General features: G+C 60.0%; 16 protein-coding genes. 6 read left to right on the forward strand and 10 right to left on the reverse strand.

What is annotated here, in order from left to right; genetic code table 11:
- Positions 1 to 166 precede the first annotated feature (166 nt).
- Positions 167 to 1,510, forward strand: a complete 1,344-nt coding sequence (gene pabB, locus J3P84_RS18775; RefSeq protein ID WP_434625070.1) for an aminodeoxychorismate synthase component I — start codon at positions 167 to 169, stop codon at positions 1,508 to 1,510.
- Positions 1,511 to 1,641: 131 nt separating this feature from the next.
- On the opposite strand, the gene thrH is transcribed toward pabB, so the two are convergent.
- On the reverse strand, positions 1,642 to 2,259 hold the full coding sequence (thrH, locus tag J3P84_RS18780) for a bifunctional phosphoserine phosphatase/homoserine phosphotransferase ThrH (protein WP_434625072.1): 618 nt from the start codon (positions 2,257 to 2,259) through the stop codon (positions 1,642 to 1,644).
- 172 nt (positions 2,260 to 2,431) lie between these two features.
- Between thrH and J3P84_RS18785 the strand changes: the two genes are divergently transcribed.
- From J3P84_RS18785 to J3P84_RS18800, 4 genes are all read left to right on the forward strand, one after another.
- Positions 2,432 to 3,175 carry a phosphoadenylyl-sulfate reductase gene (locus tag J3P84_RS18785; RefSeq protein WP_434569302.1) on the forward strand — a complete coding sequence of 248 codons (744 nt, stop codon included), beginning with the start codon at positions 2,432 to 2,434 and terminating at the stop codon, positions 3,173 to 3,175.
- Positions 3,176 to 3,625: 450 nt separating this feature from the next.
- Positions 3,626 to 5,155: an NCS1 family nucleobase:cation symporter-1 gene (locus J3P84_RS18790; protein ID WP_434569303.1), complete on the forward strand. Its 1,530-nt coding sequence runs from the start codon at positions 3,626 to 3,628 to the stop codon at positions 5,153 to 5,155.
- Between the two features lie 59 nt (positions 5,156 to 5,214).
- The gene (locus J3P84_RS18795; protein ID WP_434625076.1) at positions 5,215 to 5,943 is read left to right on the forward strand and encodes an aspartate/glutamate racemase family protein; all 729 of its coding nucleotides are present in this window, start codon (positions 5,215 to 5,217) and stop codon (positions 5,941 to 5,943) included.
- A 250-nt stretch (positions 5,944 to 6,193) separates the two neighbouring features.
- Positions 6,194 to 7,141: an IS110 family transposase gene (locus J3P84_RS18800; RefSeq protein ID WP_434623735.1), complete on the forward strand. Its 948-nt coding sequence runs from the start codon at positions 6,194 to 6,196 to the stop codon at positions 7,139 to 7,141.
- Between the two features lie 127 nt (positions 7,142 to 7,268).
- Here the strand turns inward: J3P84_RS18800 and J3P84_RS18805 are convergent, their stop codons facing one another.
- On the reverse strand, positions 7,269 to 8,192 hold the full coding sequence (locus J3P84_RS18805) for a LysR family transcriptional regulator (protein ID WP_434625078.1): 924 nt from the start codon (positions 8,190 to 8,192) through the stop codon (positions 7,269 to 7,271).
- Between the two features lie 128 nt (positions 8,193 to 8,320).
- Here J3P84_RS18805 and J3P84_RS18810 point away from each other — a divergent pair, with 128 nt between their 5' ends.
- Positions 8,321 to 9,067 carry a 3-oxoacyl-ACP reductase family protein gene (locus J3P84_RS18810; RefSeq protein WP_434625080.1) on the forward strand — a complete coding sequence of 249 codons (747 nt, stop codon included), beginning with the start codon at positions 8,321 to 8,323 and terminating at the stop codon, positions 9,065 to 9,067.
- Between the two features lie 66 nt (positions 9,068 to 9,133).
- Here J3P84_RS18810 and J3P84_RS18815 read toward each other — a convergent pair whose 3' ends face one another.
- From J3P84_RS18815 to J3P84_RS18850, 8 genes are all read right to left on the reverse strand, one after another.
- Positions 9,134 to 9,829, reverse strand: a complete 696-nt coding sequence (locus J3P84_RS18815; protein ID WP_434625083.1) for an HAD-IA family hydrolase — start codon at positions 9,827 to 9,829, stop codon at positions 9,134 to 9,136.
- A 255-nt stretch (positions 9,830 to 10,084) separates the two neighbouring features.
- Positions 10,085 to 10,456 carry a hypothetical protein gene (locus tag J3P84_RS18820; RefSeq protein WP_434569308.1) on the reverse strand — a complete coding sequence of 124 codons (372 nt, stop codon included), beginning with the start codon at positions 10,454 to 10,456 and terminating at the stop codon, positions 10,085 to 10,087.
- Between the two features lie 87 nt (positions 10,457 to 10,543).
- Positions 10,544 to 10,747 (reverse strand): hypothetical protein, encoded by a 204-nt coding sequence (locus tag J3P84_RS18825; RefSeq protein WP_434625085.1) that lies wholly within the window; start codon positions 10,745 to 10,747, stop codon positions 10,544 to 10,546.
- Positions 10,748 to 10,783: 36 nt separating this feature from the next.
- Positions 10,784 to 10,957, reverse strand: coding sequence for a hypothetical protein (locus J3P84_RS18830; RefSeq protein ID WP_305495999.1), 174 nt, complete (start codon positions 10,955 to 10,957; stop codon positions 10,784 to 10,786).
- Positions 10,958 to 11,077: 120 nt separating this feature from the next.
- Entirely contained in the window at positions 11,078 to 11,488 is a 411-nt protein-coding gene (locus J3P84_RS18835) for a glycine zipper domain-containing protein (protein WP_434603324.1), read from the reverse strand.
- Between the two features lie 643 nt (positions 11,489 to 12,131).
- Complete coding sequence (locus J3P84_RS18840; protein WP_434625088.1) at positions 12,132 to 14,321, reverse strand: response regulator; 2,190 nt, start codon at positions 14,319 to 14,321, stop codon at positions 12,132 to 12,134.
- Between the two features lie 156 nt (positions 14,322 to 14,477).
- A complete protein-coding gene (locus tag J3P84_RS18845) occupies positions 14,478 to 14,819 on the reverse strand; it encodes an antibiotic biosynthesis monooxygenase family protein (protein ID WP_434625090.1) in 342 nt (113 codons plus the stop codon).
- A gap of 39 nt (positions 14,820 to 14,858) precedes the next feature.
- On the reverse strand, positions 14,859 to 15,833 hold the full coding sequence (locus J3P84_RS18850) for a zinc-dependent alcohol dehydrogenase family protein (RefSeq protein ID WP_434625092.1): 975 nt from the start codon (positions 15,831 to 15,833) through the stop codon (positions 14,859 to 14,861).
- Between the last annotated feature and the right edge of the window lie 63 nt (positions 15,834 to 15,896).

Genomic DNA, 15,896 nt, shown 5'->3' on the forward strand with positions numbered 1-15,896 from the left:
ATCGCGTTCATCTGAACAAGGGGCTGCTGCGCAACCCAGCGGGAGCAAGCTCCCTCGCCACGGGTTCCATGCGCCTTCAGATGTTCAATACCGACATCCCCCTAGGAGCAAATCCTACAGGGGATTACAATCGCCACCCCGCCTGAACGGCCGACCCGCCCCGCCCATGCCAACCTGCTTCGTACATCCTCTGCCCTACCGCGCCAACCCCGCCGAGTATTTCGCGGCGATCCGTCATGCCCCAGGCAGCGTGCTGCTCGACAGTGGCCGGCCGAGCGCCGAGCGCGGGCGTTATGACTTGCTCAGCGCCTGGCCGCTGAAGCAACTGGCGGTATTGCCGGAAGAGAGTGGCAGCGATTTCCTGCAACGTCTTCGGATACAGCTGACGCAACTGGGCCACGCCGAATTACCAGCCGCCGTGCAATTGCCCTTCGCCGGTGGCCTGATCGGTTATTTGAGTTACGACTTCGGCCGACGCCTCGAAGCCCTGCCGTCCTGCGCCAAGGACGATCTGCAACTGCCGGACGCGCGTTTTGGCGTGTACGACTGGGCACTGGTCACCGATCACCAGACTCGCACAAGCCAATTGGTCTTCCATCCCCATTGCGGCGAAAACCAACGCCAACGCTTGATCGAGCTGTTCAGTCAGCCAACCGCGGCGCCTCTCTCCTCGTTCAGTCTGGACGGCCCGATGGCGCCCGATCTCGACGCTGAAGCCTATCGACAGGCATTCGAGCGTATCCAGGCGTATATCCAGGCCGGCGACTGTTATCAGGTCAACTTTGCCCAACGCTTTCGCGCGCCGTGCCAGGGCGATGCGTGGGCCGCTTACCAGGCGCTGCGGGCGGCTTGCCCGACGCCGTTTTCCGGTTTCCAGAGCCTGCCGGAGGGCGGTGCGGTGCTGAGCCTGTCGCCCGAACGCTTCGTCCAGGTCAGTGAAGGTCACGTCGAAACCCGTCCGATCAAGGGCACCCGCCCTCGCGGCACGACGCCCGAAGACGACGCGGCTCACGCCGCCGAGCTGCTGGCCAGCCCCAAGGACCGTGCCGAGAACCTGATGATCGTCGACTTGCTGCGCAACGACCTGGGCCGCACCTGCCGCATCGGCTCGGTGCGGGTGCCGGAATTGTTCAGCCTGGAAAGCTACCCGAACGTCCATCATCTGGTCAGCAGCGTGACTGGCGAACTGGCGGACGACAAGGACGCCCTGGACCTGATCGCCGACAGCTTTCCCGGCGGCTCGATCACCGGCGCGCCGAAGATCCGTGCCATGCAGATCATCGACGAGCTCGAACCGACCCGACGCGGTCTGTATTGCGGCTCGTTGTTGTACCTCGATGTGCGCGGGGAGATGGACAGCTCCATCGCCATCCGCAGCTTGCTGGTCAAGGACGGGCAGGTATGTTGCTGGGGTGGCGGCGGGATCGTCGCGGATTCGGATTGGCAGGCGGAGTATCAGGAGTCGATGACCAAGGTGAGGGTCTTGCTGGAAACCTTGCAGAACCTCTGAACAATCCCCCGGACCTGACGCATAACCCTGTGGGAGCGAGCCGGCTCGCGAAAGCGCTGGTTCAGCCAACATTGATGGCGACTGAGATACCGCTTTCCCGAGCAGGCTCGCTTCCACATTTAGGATTGGGTTTACAGGCTCAGGGGGCGGTTCGAGGCCTTGATGAACTCCTGCTTCAACTCGGTAAACGTATGCACCGCCGGAAACTGCGGGAACTCACGGATCACGTTTTCCGGCGCGTGGAACAGAATCCCGGCATCGGCTTCGCCCAGCATCGTCGTGTCGTTGTAAGAATCCCCGGCGGCAATTACTCGGTAGTACAAACTCTTGAAGGCCAGGACCGACTGGCGCTTCGGATCTTTCTGACGCAATTGATAGCCGGTCACCCGTCCGCTGTCGTCGGTAACCAGACGATGGCAGAGCAGCGTCGGGAAGCCCAGCTGACGCATCAGCGGCTGGGAAAATTCGTAGAACGTGTCGGAAAGAATCACCACCTGGAAGCGCTCGCGCAGCCAGTCGACGAACTCGATGGCGCCGTCCAGCGGCTTGAGCGTAGCGATGACTTCCTGGATGTCGGAGAGCTTCAGGCCATGCTCATCCAGGATGCGCAACCGTTGCTTCATCAGCACGTCGTAGTCGGGAATGTCCCGAGTGGTTGCCCTGAGGGAGTCAATCCCGGTTTTTTCAGCGAAGGCGATCCAGATCTCCGGGACCAGCACACCTTCCAGGTCGAGACAGGCAATTTCCACAAGACACTCCCATTTTTTGATGTTTATCGGTTGAGCGAACAAAAGGACTGCCGACTCTAGCCATTCGCCGAAGCCCGCGCAACGCACAGGAGCGCGCCAGCCCCGGCAGCTTTTGTTACCATCAGCCCCATATAGAGCGCCCAGCGCCACCGACCTGTAGGAAACCGCCCTGATGAGCCCATCGTTTGATGTCGTGGAACTCGCCACGACCTATGCCAACAAGTCCCCGCAGGACATCCTCAAGCTGGCCTTCGCCGAATTCGGCGACGACCTGTGGATATCCTTCAGTGGCGCTGAAGACGTCGTGCTGGTGGACATGGCCTGGAAGCTGAACAAGAACGTCAAGGTGTTCAGCCTCGACACCGGTCGCCTGCACCCGGAAACCTATCGTTTCATTGAACAAGTGCGCGAGCATTACAAGATCGATATCGAACTGATCTCGCCCGACCATACGAAACTGGACCCTTTCGTGAAGGAAAAAGGCCTGTTCAGCTTCTACAAGGACGGTCACGGTGAATGCTGTGGCATCCGCAAGATCGAGCCGCTGCGCCGCAAACTGACCGATGTCCGCGCTTGGGCTACCGGTCAGCGCCGCGACCAGAGCCCGGGCACCCGCAGCCAGGTGGCCGTGCTGGAAATCGACACGGCGTTCTCCACGCCGGAGCGCACGCTGTACAAATTCAACCCGTTGTCGCAGATGACCAGCGAGGAAGTCTGGGGTTATATCCGCATGCTGGAGTTGCCTTATAACAGCCTGCATGAGCGCGGTTTCATCAGCATCGGCTGTGAGCCCTGCACCCGCCCTGTCCTGCCGAACCAGCACGAGCGCGAAGGCCGCTGGTGGTGGGAAGAAGCCACGCAAAAAGAATGCGGGCTGCACGCTGGCAATATCATCGCCAAATCCAAGACCGTCTGATCCCGCCGCAGCCATGTACACAAAAATGTCACCTCAGGTGGCATTTTTGTGTGCACCTCTGGTTTTAATGCCCCTAAAAGTTACAGGCACCCTTGCGCGCTGCCTGCTTTCCTTCCCGTTGGCGCTCGACCTCTAAAATAAATACCTGTTCGAACGGTCAGTTTTAACTTCCAGCATTTCAGTGATTTATCCGTCAAACATAACAAAACGAAATTAACGACGCCAAAGCTAGACTCGTAAGTGGCATACATCTGGCTTAACTCGACAAGTGTTTTGTATACAACAATACAAAAACATACACACACTTTTCGATCCGCAAGCCTGAAGCGCCCTATCCCGTACAGGCTGCAGATGCCCCGTAACCAATGATGCTCACCGCCGCGACGAAGATCTGCCGAGCCTCGCGCTCAAGCACAGTCATCGTGGCCTGAGAGTCAGGAGCCTGCCGGAATGCGTACAAGTCTTTCCAATAACATCGCGCTGGATCTGCCCTCCCCAACCGCTGCCCTGGATGAACAACCCGCAGCCCCTCTCACCTTGAGTCCAAGGCTGCATAACAAGGACCTCGCGCCCACCAAAGCCGAAGGGCGACGCTGGGGCCGCTACAGCATCTTCGCCCTGTGGACCAACGACGTGCATAACATTGCCAATTATTCATTCGCCATCGGCCTGTATGCCTTGGGACTGGGCGGTTGGCAGATTCTACTGTCGCTGGGGATCGGCGCGGCGCTGGTGTACGGCTTCATGAATCTGTCCGGCTATATGGGGCAGAAGACCGGCGTGCCGTTTCCGGTCATCAGCCGGATCAGTTTTGGCATACACGGTGCGCAGATTCCCGCACTGATCAGGGCCGTCATCGCAATTGCCTGGTTTGGTATCCAGACTTACCTGGCGTCCGTGGTGTTTCGGGTCCTGCTGGTGGCGATTCATCCGGGCTTTGCCGATTATGATCAGAACTCGATCCTCGGGCTGTCGAGCCTGGGCTGGGTATGCTTCGTCGCCATCTGGTTCGTGCAACTGATGATCCTGGCCTATGGCATGGAAACCGTGCGGCGCTATGAAGGCTTCGCCGGCCCGGTCATCCTGGTGACCGTCGCGGCGTTGGCCGGTTGGATGTACTTTCAGGCCGGTGCGACGATTGCCTGGTCGATCCGCGAGCCGCTGGCCGGCGGTGAGATGTGGCGCAACATATTCGCCGGTGGTGCGCTGTGGCTGGCGATCTATGGCACGTTGATCCTCAACTTCTGCGATTTCGCTCGCTCTTCGCCGTGCCGGCGGACAATCGTCGTCGGAAATTTCTGGGGCCTGCCGGTGAATATTCTGGTATTTGCCGCCATCACCATCCTGTTGTGCGGTGCGCAGTTCCAGATCAATGGCCAGGTCATCGAGAGCCCGACCCAGGTCATCGCCTCGATTCCCAACACGTTTTTCCTGGTGCTTGGTTGCCTGGCGTTCCTGATCGTCACCGTGGCGGTGAATATCATGGCCAACTTTGTCGCCCCGGCCTTCGTCCTCAGCAACCTGGCGCCCAGGTACCTGAACTTCCGTCGTGCCGGACTGATCAGCGCCGCCATTGCCGTGCTGATCCTGCCGTGGAACCTCTACAACAGCCCGCTGGTGATCGTGTATTTCCTCTCCGGTCTCGGCGCCCTGCTCGGGCCGCTGTACGGCGTGATCATGGTCGACTACTGGTTGCTGCGAAAAGGCCGCATCAACGTGCCGCAACTCTACAGCGAGGACCCAAATGGTGCGTATTTCTACAGCAACGGGGTCAACCTGCGGGCGGTAGCGGCGTTCATTCCAGCGGCGCTGATCGCGATTGTCCTGGCGCTGGTGCCCGGTTTCGACAGTATTTCTCCGTTTTCCTGGCTGATTGGCGCTTCGATTGCAGGGTTGCTGTACCTGATCGTTGCCAAGCGCGAGGTGCATTACGAGGACGTCAGCGGTGAGTCCATTGCCGTGGATAACGTCAGCCATTGATTGTTCGAAAGGCCCGGGGATTCGGGCCATCTACCGTTACGCTGCAAAAAGGACTACTCATGCGAATTCTCATCGTCAACGTCAACACCACCGAGTCCATCACTCAGTCCATCGCGCGCCAGGCCCAGGCCGTTGCCGCGCCGGGAACCGAGATCGTCGGGCTGACGCCGCATTTCGGGGCAGACTCGATCGAAGGCAATTTTGAAAGCTACCTGGCCGCCATCGCCGTAATGGACCGGGTGATGTCCTACGACCAGCCGTTCGACGCGGTGATCCAGGCGGGCTACGGCGAACACGGTCGGGAAGGACTGCAGGAACTGCTCAACGTGCCAGTGGTGGACATCACCGACGCCGGCGCCAGCACGGCCATGTTTCTTGGTCATGCCTACTCGGTCGTCACCACCCTGGACCGCACGGTGCCGCTGATCGAGGACCGGCTCAAGCTTTCCGGCCTGTTCGACCGCTGCGCCTCAGTCCGGGCCAGTGGCCTGGCGGTGCTGGAACTTGAGCAAGACCCGCAGCGGGCGGTTGAAGCCATCGTCCATCAGGCGGAACTCGCCGTCAGCCAGGACAAGGCCGAAGTGATCTGCCTGGGTTGCGGCGGCATGGCCGGGCTGGATGAGCAGATTCGTCAACGCACCGGAGTGCCTGTGGTCGATGGCGTGACGGCGGCGGTGACGATTGCCGAGTCGCTGGTGCGGCTGGGGTTGTCCACGTCGAAAGTGCGCACTTATGCGACGCCGCGACCGAAGACCATCATTGGCTGGCCGGGGCGGTTTGAGCGGTGAGTTTGCGGCTTTAGACTGCGTTGCCCCTTTCGCGAGCAGGCTCGCTTGTATGGTAGGACTTGAAGGGAGGAGGAGGGACTAGGCTCGATTCTGACTGTTAGCCGCAGTACAGACCGTGGGAGATTTCACCCCTCCTCCTTTCACCCAAGCGCCGATAAAGAATGCATCTGGCCTAGACCGACGATAGGAACAAGCCTGCGCCTCTGGGTGAACCCTTCAAGTGTTCAAACCTTAGCCCGGAGGATTTTCAATGGCAATGCCCGTCGCCACCGCCCAGCCGATCGTAGGTGTGGATGTCGCCAAAGATGAGTTGGTGATTTATCACGCCCAATCCGATCGACTCGAAACGATCCCCAACACCAAAGCTGATATTAAGAAGTGGCTCAAGGCATTACCTGCGCCAGTGGATGTCGCCATCGAAGCCACCAATATCTATCACCAGGACTTCGCCGATCTGGCTTATGCGCATGGCTGTGTGATTTATATGATCGGCGGTTACGAACTCAGTCATTACCGCAAAGGTGTGAAAGTGCGCGCTAAAACCGATGCGCTGGATGCTCGGTTGTTGGCTCGCTACTTGAACAACGAAGGCCACCAGTTGCACCCTTGGTCCCCGCCATCGCCCCTGTATTGCAGGCTTATAAGCCTTTTCCGGCGACGGGCAGCCTTGGTTCAGGCGCGTGTCAGCCTCAAGCAAAGCTGGTCGAACGAACCGTTGCTCAAAACGGCCTTCGAGAACCAGATAAAGGCCATGCAAAGACTCGAAATTTTGCTTGAGAAAACAATCCAGACGCAGTTGGATGCAGCCGGTTTGGGCAGTCAGCTCAAGCGCTGCATGAAAGTCGAAGGCATCGGTCTGTTAAGCGGTGCCCGTTTACTTACGTCGTTTCAGCGTGGAGATTTCAGAAATGCCGATGCCTTCATCGCTTTTCTGGGTCTGGACCTGCGCATATCGGACTCGGGAAAAAAGAAGGGACGCCGCTGCCTGTCTAAGCGAGGTGATCCGGAGGCACGCCGATTGATGCACAACGCCGCGATGTCGGCGAGTCGCACAGCGGCGTGGAAGGGATTTTACGAGGGTTTGAGGTCCCGAGGGCTCAGCACAACCGAGGCATTGGTAGCGCTGGCCCGCAAGCTTGCCCGAGTGGTATTCGCTCTGTTGAAGAACCAGAGCGAATACTTACCAAAAGGCATTTAGGGGCTAGCCCTGCACCATAGAATCTCCCACAGTGGATTTTTGCGGGCCACAAAAGGTGCGGTCACCGCCAAACCAATGTGGGAGCGAGCCTGCTCGCGAATGAGGGCGACTCGACTCCCAGCCAGGCTCAAACAGCACTGAACCGCTGCGCCAGCCCCTGCTCGGCAAACTGCTCGATGATGAAATCCACGAACGCCCGGGTCTTGCCCGGCAGCAGTTTGTGCTCGGCGTAGTAGATCGAGATGTTGCCATCGTCGACGTACCAGTCCGGCAGCACCCGTTGCAGTGCGCCGCTGTCCAGGAACGGCACGGCAAACGGCATGCTCACCAGGGCAATGCCCAGCCCTTGGGATGCGGTGATGCAGGCGGCTTCCGAGTCACTCATGGTCATTTGCGCCTTGAGTGTCAGCGGGCTGTGTTCGCGGTTGCGGCTGGTCAGTTGCCAGGAACGGATACGCCCTGTCTGCGGTGAGCGGATCAGGATTCCCTGATGTTGCCCCAGATCCTGCGGCTCAACGACGGCAGCGTGGTTCTGCACATACTGTCCGGACGCAACCAGCACCCGATGGGCCACCGTCAATTTGCGCGCCACGACGCCCTGGGGCAGCTCGAAGCCGCCGCCGATGGCGGCATCGAAACCCTGGCCGATCAGGTCCACCTGACGGTTATCGAAATGCCAGTCCGGGTTGATTGCCGGGTATCGGCGCAAAAACTCCCCCAGCAACGGCACGATATACAACCGGCCGAACGCCGTGCCCATGCTCACCTTCAGCGTGCCGGCTGGCTGCCCGCCGGCGCTGGCCAAGTTGGCTACGGCGTTCTGGATGGTATTAAAACTGCTGCCCACTTCCCGCAGGAACAGTTGGCCGGCCTCGGTCAAGGCCAGGCGTCGAGTGCTGCGCTGGAAAAGCCGAACGCCCAGGCGCGCTTCAAGCTTGGCGACGCTTTTGCCTACCGCCGCCGGGGTCAGGCTCAAGCGGCGTGCGGCCTCGGCGAAGCTGCCGACCTCGGCGCTGCGGACAAAACATTCGATACTGCTGAAACTCTCCATGACGCCCACTCTAAACTTTTGGTTTACACAGACTATATCAATGAAGGTCTACACAGCCGATGGCCTAGTCTTGATACTCACCCCATCAACCGCGGCATCTCGCCCCGGCAACTTTGGAGAACACCCGCATGAGCACGCAAACACTGAGTGGCAAAGTCGCCTTGGTCCAAGGCGGTTCCCGCGGCATCGGCGCCGCCATTGTCAAACGCCTTGCCGCAGAAGGCGCGGCCGTGGCCTTCACCTACGTCAGCTCTGGCGCCAAGTCTGAAGAACTGCAGAACAGCATCACCGCCGCCGGCGGCAAGGCCCTGGCAATCAAGGCCGACAGCGCCGATGCTGACGCCATCCGCAATGCCGTCGCTGCCACCGTCGACGCCTTTGGCCGATTGGACATCCTGGTCAACAACGCGGGCATCCTGGCGTTGGCGCCGCTGGATGAATTCAAGCTGGAAGATTTTGACCAGACCCTCGCCATCAACGTGCGCAGCGTATTTGTCGCCACTCAGGCAGCCGCACGGCATATGAGCGAAGGGGGCCGAGTCATCAATATCGGCAGCACCAATGCCGACCGCATGCCCTTCGCTGGCGGCGCCACCTACGCCATGAGCAAATCCGCGCTGGTGGGCCTGACCAAAGGCCTGGCTCGCGACCTGGGCCCACGCGGCATCACCGTCAACAATGTTCAGCCCGGCCCGGTGGACACTGACATGAACCCGGCGGATAGCGATTTCGCCTCCAGCCTGATGGAGCTCATGGCGGTAGGCCGTTATGGCACGGTGGAAGAAATCGCCAGCTTCGTCGCCTACCTCGCGGGTCCGGAAGCGGCCTATATCACCGGGGCCAGCCTGACAATCGACGGTGGTTTCGGCGCCTGACCCACGTCGCGCGGGAGCCTGCTCCCGCTGGGCTGCTTCGACGCTTTCGGGCGCAGCAGCCCTTTTTCAGGCCCATTCCAGTTCCGGCAAACCGCACAGGCCTGGCTGGAACAGCTTGAGCGAACGGATAATGGCGTCGGCATGGCTGTACTTTTCGTCGGCCATGGCCGAGTCGGGAATCGCAATAGCCGTCATGCCTGCCGCCTTCGCCGCCGTCACACCAAACGGGGAATCCTCGAAGACCAGGCAATCCGCCGGCGCGACACCCAGGCGCCGGGCGGCGGTGAGGAAGATATCCGGGGCCGGTTTCGCCGCGCCCACTTCCGGGTCATCGGCGGTGACGATGAAGTCGAACAGCGCGAACCAATCCCGGTGCAAAGTGGTTTTCAGCTCGAACGACTGACGCGACGAACTGGTTCCCACCGCTATCGGCACGTCGTGGGCTTTGAGATGCCGCACCAATTCCTCCGCGCCGGGCATCGCCAGGGCGTGGGGGAAACGTTCACGCATGAGCGGTTCACGAATCACCAGAAATTCCTCCGGGGTGATCGGCAGCTCCAGCGCCTGCACCACGTAGCGCGCCAGGTCCCCGGCGCCGCGCCCGATGATGTTCTGCTTGACGCTCCAGTCGAACGTGCGCCCGTAGCGCTCGGCGATGATGGAGGTGACCTCGGTGTAGATACCTTCGGTATCCAGCAGCAGGCCATCCATATCGAAAATCACAGCCTTGATCGGTCCAAACTTTTTCAGCGGTGCATTCATCGCATCTGATCCGTTATCAACACAACATTCCAGGGATGGCTCAGGTGCGGCCAGCGCAGCGTGTTCGCCTTAAAGGATTCAGCAGAATAACGAGCCGTGCTTGGCGCAGGCAATGGGAAATTTTCAAGGGGTGGCGAGGGATCGGCCGCGCCTTGGCCGGGCGGCAGTTGACTACGTTTCAGGGGCGCCTGGCGCCCAGCGGGAGCAAGCTCCCTCGCCACGAACAGATTGGATGATTCAGCAGAGGGTCATGCATTAGCCGCCGGAGCCGCCGGAACCGGAGCCCGATCCGCCGCCGCTGGAGCTGCCACCGCTACTACTGCTGCTACCGGTTCCACTACTTGAGCCGGAAGAACCGCCGCCCATCGTACTGCCACCGCTGGTGGAGCCGCTCCCGGTTCCCGGGCTGGTGCTGCTGCCGCTGGCATCGCCGCCATTGCCTCCTCCCACGGAACCGGGTGGCAGAGCGTTACCGGCTTTCTCGGTGGTGGAGCCGGCGTCCATCTGAGTAGAGGGCGGCATGCCTCCCTTGTCCACGGGCGCGCTGTCGGATTGGGCGAAAGCCGCCAACGAGCTGGCCGACAGAATCCCGGCCAACGCCAGCGCGGTCATGTTTGGCTTCATCATGATAAGTCTCCTTTTCAGATAGCTACCTGATGTGTGGCAACCATCATTGACTGATGGTGCCGACAACCGGACGGACGGAACTGCTCTTCAGCTTGGCTTGCCGGAAGCATCATCACCGGCAATATCGGGATCGTCCGGCGCCGCCTCGACGTCTTCATCTTCGCTTGGCACCTGCTCAACTCCAGAATCGTCATCAGGTGGACGCTGATCGCGGCTCAATGAGTCGGTGGGCGAAGGCAACGGATATTCCGGGGTTTCATCGTCGTCGGGAACAGGCGAGTCGGCAGTCATAACAATCTCCTGGTCGTGCAGTTTGGGCTGGAAGGCTCAATCGTAGGATTCATCCTCAACTTCGGTCTCTTCATCCTCGATCAAGGGCACCTGGGCGTCATCCATCAGGGAACCGGGATCTTCGTTTCCCGGGTCGTTGACGCCTGGATCATTGATGAACGGGACGCCCGAGGGGCCTTTTTCTTCCTTGCCTTCGGTTTCCGGGGTCATGGCATACCTCACAATGCAAGTGGGTGTATCAATTCGAGGCGATAGCGAGGTAAACGTTCCGGGAAATAGCAATATGAAAAAACCCGGCACGGGGCCGGGTTTTTTTATTCATGCATTCGCTCAGCGATGCTTTCTCTTGTGCTTGTGCTTCTTGCTTTTGGAATGTCCGTCGTTATCGTTGGACAGGTTGCTGCCCAATGCGCCGCCTGCCGCCCCACCGACGCCCGCGCCGATGGTCGAGCCCGTGGACCCGCCCAGGCGATTGCCAACAATCGAACCACCGGCCGATCCCAGACCACCACCGATGGCCGCTTCCGTACGGCTGCCCTTGCGAGCCCCGACCGCACTGCCGGCTGCACCGCCGACACCGGCGCCAATCGCCGCGCCTGTGCTGCCGCCCATCTGCTGGCCGACCACGTTCCCCAGAACACCGCCCAAGCCACCGCCAACCGCAGCGGTACCGTCGCCAGCGGCCATCGCGCCCTGAGCGAACACAAGCCCAAGCACCAAGGTGGACAAAGTCAAACGCATGATAAAAACCTCAAGAATGCCGCATCGGGGAGAGATGGCCGGTGCGCGCTGGCGCGAGTGTACGCCAAACCGTGTCAGCCATGACGGTTCGACAACAAACGCAGGGGTAGTTTTATGACAGGCAAAAAAAAGCCCGCTGGGGAAACGGGCAGGTACTGCTTTCTAACGGATGAGCTCAGACTACGCGCCTGCTTGTGAAAGAAACGTGAAAGAAAACGTCAGTCGAAAAAAGATAAAAAAATATTTATACAAACGCTGGAATTCCCCGTGGCGAGGGGGCTCGCTCCCTCGCCACTGCGGTTATTTGCTGAGCGGGACCCTGGGCAAGAATTTGGCCTTCTCACCCCGCGGCACCTTGGCCACCCTGGTCCGGATTGACTTGATTGGCTCGTCACCAAAATCCGACCGATAGGCCGATTGCCCACACTGCAACCCTTCATTGATCGGATACGCGGCTCCGTTCTCCTCGCTGTACGGTGCTCCCATCGCATTTTTCCCCTCTCATCTAGGCCAATACCGGCAACAACTAATTGCCTGGAAATACCGACCTTCGAATTGAGACTAGCCGGTCATCAACAGACCAACGATTCAAGAGACCGCCTCGCCGACGAACGGGTAAGCGTTGTTTCAAAACCGAAACAACTCAGTCCGAGCCCAACAGCGTCTGGTTTAAAACCCGGGAAACCTGATCGGCCGAGTAAGGCTTGGACAAAAACGCGAAACCTTCATGCCCGCTGTGGGCCAGCTCCTCGCTGTAGCCGGAGGTCAGCACCACCGGCAGATCCTTGCGGCGTTGGCGCAGTTGCCTGGCCAGGGCAATGCCACTGATGCCTGGCATGACCACGTCGGAAAATATCGCGTCGAACGCCATCGCATCCGGGCCGACCATTTCCAGCGCCTGTTCGGCATTGGTCGCCCAGGCCGTTTCGTATCCGAGGTCTTGCAGGATCTGGTTGGCAAAGCGCCCTACTTCCAGGTTGTCTTCCACTACCAATACCCGGTGCCGGCCTTTTTCCAGCACCAGCAGAGAGTTTTCCTCTCCCTCGGGTTCATGCTGCTCCTCGGGCTCCACTTCCGGGAGATACAAAGTAAACACGCTGCCCTTTCCGACCACGGTAGAGACATCGACATTGCCGCCAGACTGCTTGGCAAAACCGAACACCTGGGACAATCCCAACCCCGTTCCCTTGCCCACCTCCTTGGTGGTGAAGAACGGTTCGAAGATGTGTTCCAGTGCCTCCGGGGCAATACCCGTGCCGGTGTCTTCCAGGGCAATCGCGGCAAATGCCTGCCCTGCCCCGGAATGGCCGCGGATCGGCGGCATGCCTGCACCGCAATTGAGCCGTAGCCACAGCGTTCCTTGGCCGTTCATTGCGTCCCGGGCGTTCAGGGCCATGTTGATCAACGCCGTTTCGAACTGGCTCAGGTCGGCGCGGATGTAACAGGGCTGCTCGCACAATTCGACCTTGACGTGAATACGCGCCCCGGTCACGGTCTCCAGCATGTCGCCGAGGCTCTGTACCTGCTTGCGCACGTCGATGATTTCCGGCGTCAACGGCTGGCGCCGGGCAAACGCCAGCAGTTGGCTGGTCAGCTTCGAAGCACGTTCCACCGTCTCGGAAACGGCGGTCATGTAGCGTTGCCGGCGCTCGTCGGACAGGTTAGGCATGCGCAGGAAATCGACAGAGGAGCGGATGATCGTCAGCAGGTTGTTGAAATCGTGGGCCACGCCGCCGGTGAGCTGGCCGATGGCTTCGAGTTTCTGCGACTGGTGCAGCGCCGCTTCGGTCTGCCTCAATCGTGTAGTGCGCTCCTCGACCCGTTGCTCCAGCGTTGCGTTCAGTTCGGCCAGGGCGGCGAGGCCTTCGCGCACGGCCGCGTCCGCCCGAGCACGTTCGATGTGCGCCCAGGATCGCTCGGTGACTTCCAGCAGCAGCGCCAGATCGTTGGACGACCAGATCCGGGGCGTTTTATCGTGGATGGCCATCAGGGCGGTCAAGCGTCCATTCTTGATCAACGGAACACAAATAGTCGCCGCAATACCGATCGACTGGAACGCTGCCGCCTCCTCCGGTGCCAGCTCCGCCAGGTTGTCGTTGATCACCAGCGGCTTGCCGGCCCCCAGGTTGGTGACCGCCAGCCGACCGAAATCCGCCAGTCGGTAGTGCCCGACGATACTCGGCGACCCGGCCCGGGCCCAATCGCCGCGAATCGTAAAGCCGTCCTCGTCTTCGTCCATGTCTGCGTATGCGCAGTTGGACAGGTTGAGGTGCGCCGCCAGGATCCGGGCGGTGGCCGCCATGATCGCCTGTGGATCGGTGGCATTCGCCACGGCGCTGCCGATTGCATCGAGCACCGCCAGGCGCTGGGTCATGAATACGGTCGCAGTGGTCTCGGTGACCGTGTCGAGCATGCCCACCACTTTGCCGAACTGGTCGCGGATAGGGCTGTAGCAGAAGGTGAAATAGGCCTGTTCAGGACCACCACCGCGCTCGATCACCAGGGGAAAGTTCTCGATAAACGTCGCCTGCCCATCAAAAGCCGCCCCCACGATAGGGCCGATCTCGCTCCAGGCCTCCCGCCAGACCTCATTGAACGGCCGCCCCAGCGCCTCGGGTTTGCTGCCGAGAATGGGCATGAACGCATCGTTGTATAACGTGATCAAGTCCGGTCCCCAGACGATGGCCTGAGGGAAATGCGAAGCCAGGCTCAGCGCCACGGTCGTCTTCAGCACATCGGGCCATTGCGCGGGCGGCCCGAGTGGCGTGCTGTCCCAGTCATGGCGGCGGACCCGTTCAGCCATTTCTCCGTAGCTCTGGAGCCAATCTGTCATTGCCTTCGATCCTTGCTCAACCGCCAATCCCAACGAGGGGGGAAACGCTTGTGACCCCAAGCTGAGCCGTATTATCCCGCGTCACGTGAGAATGCGCGATTGGATTGTCGGATGGGCCGGGCTGAAGGACCGGACACTCGGAGAATGGGGATCGGCTTAGATTCCCCGGCTGACGGCGCCGCCTGGATCAGCACCTTCACCGATAAAAAAAGCCGCCCCCTCAATGTGGTAGACCCTCGGCTCTTGCGAAAAGTATTCCTCCAAGCCCAGCATGAACAGCCGGTGGTCTTCACTCTCTTCGAAACCCGGTGTGTGATGCTCAAGCGATTGCCATCGCACGATCAGGTTGAATTGCTCGGGGGTTTCAATCCCTTGCGCCAGCAAATGGCCGCCGTAGCCCTTTGCTCGGGTGAGCAAAGGGGCGACCTCGGCAAATGCTCGTCTGAACATTTCAATGCGTTCTTTGTGAACCGGGAGCAGAGCGATCTCGTAAATCATGGCGTACCTCGAAATGATTCAAGCGGTTGAAAAAGCGCATTACGCGATGAGCGACGGCTCGACTGCGATCGCGATTTTTCCTCGAATGCCATTGTTTGGACTTTCCAGCCGGGCATGGGCGAGCCCGATGTCGGCCAGCGAATAGACGGCGCCGACATGTGGCCGCAGCAGACCTCGCGCTACCAATGCGCTCAACTCATCGAGTTTGCCGCGGTTCTGTCTGGTGAAAACGAAGTGATAACTCGCGTTCTTGCCCCAGGCCTGAACGACGTTCTGTGGCTGTGAAATGTCGACGATCGTGACGACGCGGCCAAGTTGTGCGAGCACGTCAGGGCTGCGTGACAATGTGTTGCCGCCGATGGTGTCGAACACGACATCCACACCGCGGCCACCCGTTTCTCGCATGACGGCTTCAACATAATCCTGTTTTTCGTAGTCGATGATCACATCGGCGCCCATGCTGCGTGCGAACTCGGCGTTTGCCTCGCGCACGGTGGTGAATACCTGTGCTCCCATGGCTTTTGCCAACTGGATCGCCACATGGCCGACGCCTCCCGCGCCGCCGTGTATCAGAATGCTTTCTCCCACTCTGAGCGCCGCACGCACGATCAATGCTTCCCATACCGTCCCGCCAACCAGGGTCAGGCTCGCCGCCTCAAGATGGCTCAGCGAGGCTGGCTTCTTCCCGACGATGCTCTCGGCAGCGACGTGGTACTCGGCATAACTTCCTGGCCCGTCGAATATTTGCGGGGTGTACCAGACTTCATCGCCCGGAGCGAAGTTGGTCACTCCCGGCCCAACTTCTTCGACAACGCCCGATACATCGTGGCCGGTAATGGCCGGCAGTTGCACCAGGTCGGGATAGTCGCCGCGTCGAACCTGATAATCCAACGGATTGATGGAGGTTGCATGTACCCGGACCAGGACTTGTCCTGTCTGCGGCACAGGCTTGGGCACATCGCGAAGCTCGAACGAACCCGACCCGCCAAATGACTTGAGTACCATCGCTTTCATTGCAAAATCCTCGTATCGATAAAAAGGGATATCGAGATATCTCGATATGTTGCGGCAAAAAAA

Source organism: Pseudomonas sp. Z1-29, from assembly GCF_051131995.1.
GTDB lineage: Bacteria > Pseudomonadota > Gammaproteobacteria > Pseudomonadales > Pseudomonadaceae > Aquipseudomonas.

Coding starts and splice junctions, on each gene's coding strand:
- pabB (WP_434625070.1), top strand. CDS start 167: ATGCCAACCTGCTTCGTACATCCTCTGCCCTACCGCGCCAACCCCGCC.
- J3P84_RS18785 (WP_434569302.1), top strand. CDS start 2,432: ATGAGCCCATCGTTTGATGTCGTGGAACTCGCCACGACCTATGCCAAC.
- J3P84_RS18790 (WP_434569303.1), top strand. CDS start 3,626: ATGCGTACAAGTCTTTCCAATAACATCGCGCTGGATCTGCCCTCCCCA.
- J3P84_RS18795 (WP_434625076.1), top strand. CDS start 5,215: ATGCGAATTCTCATCGTCAACGTCAACACCACCGAGTCCATCACTCAG.
- J3P84_RS18800 (WP_434623735.1), top strand. CDS start 6,194: ATGGCAATGCCCGTCGCCACCGCCCAGCCGATCGTAGGTGTGGATGTC.
- J3P84_RS18805 (WP_434625078.1), bottom strand. CDS start 8,192: ATGGAGAGTTTCAGCAGTATCGAATGTTTTGTCCGCAGCGCCGAGGTC.
- J3P84_RS18810 (WP_434625080.1), top strand. CDS start 8,321: ATGAGCACGCAAACACTGAGTGGCAAAGTCGCCTTGGTCCAAGGCGGT.
- J3P84_RS18815 (WP_434625083.1), bottom strand. CDS start 9,829: ATGAATGCACCGCTGAAAAAGTTTGGACCGATCAAGGCTGTGATTTTC.
- J3P84_RS18820 (WP_434569308.1), bottom strand. CDS start 10,456: ATGATGAAGCCAAACATGACCGCGCTGGCGTTGGCCGGGATTCTGTCG.
- J3P84_RS18825 (WP_434625085.1), bottom strand. CDS start 10,747: ATGACTGCCGACTCGCCTGTTCCCGACGACGATGAAACCCCGGAATAT.
- J3P84_RS18830 (WP_305495999.1), bottom strand. CDS start 10,957: ATGACCCCGGAAACCGAAGGCAAGGAAGAAAAAGGCCCCTCGGGCGTC.
- J3P84_RS18835 (WP_434603324.1), bottom strand. CDS start 11,488: ATGCGTTTGACTTTGTCCACCTTGGTGCTTGGGCTTGTGTTCGCTCAG.
- J3P84_RS18840 (WP_434625088.1), bottom strand. CDS start 14,321: ATGACAGATTGGCTCCAGAGCTACGGAGAAATGGCTGAACGGGTCCGC.
- J3P84_RS18845 (WP_434625090.1), bottom strand. CDS start 14,819: ATGATTTACGAGATCGCTCTGCTCCCGGTTCACAAAGAACGCATTGAA.
- J3P84_RS18850 (WP_434625092.1), bottom strand. CDS start 15,833: ATGAAAGCGATGGTACTCAAGTCATTTGGCGGGTCGGGTTCGTTCGAG.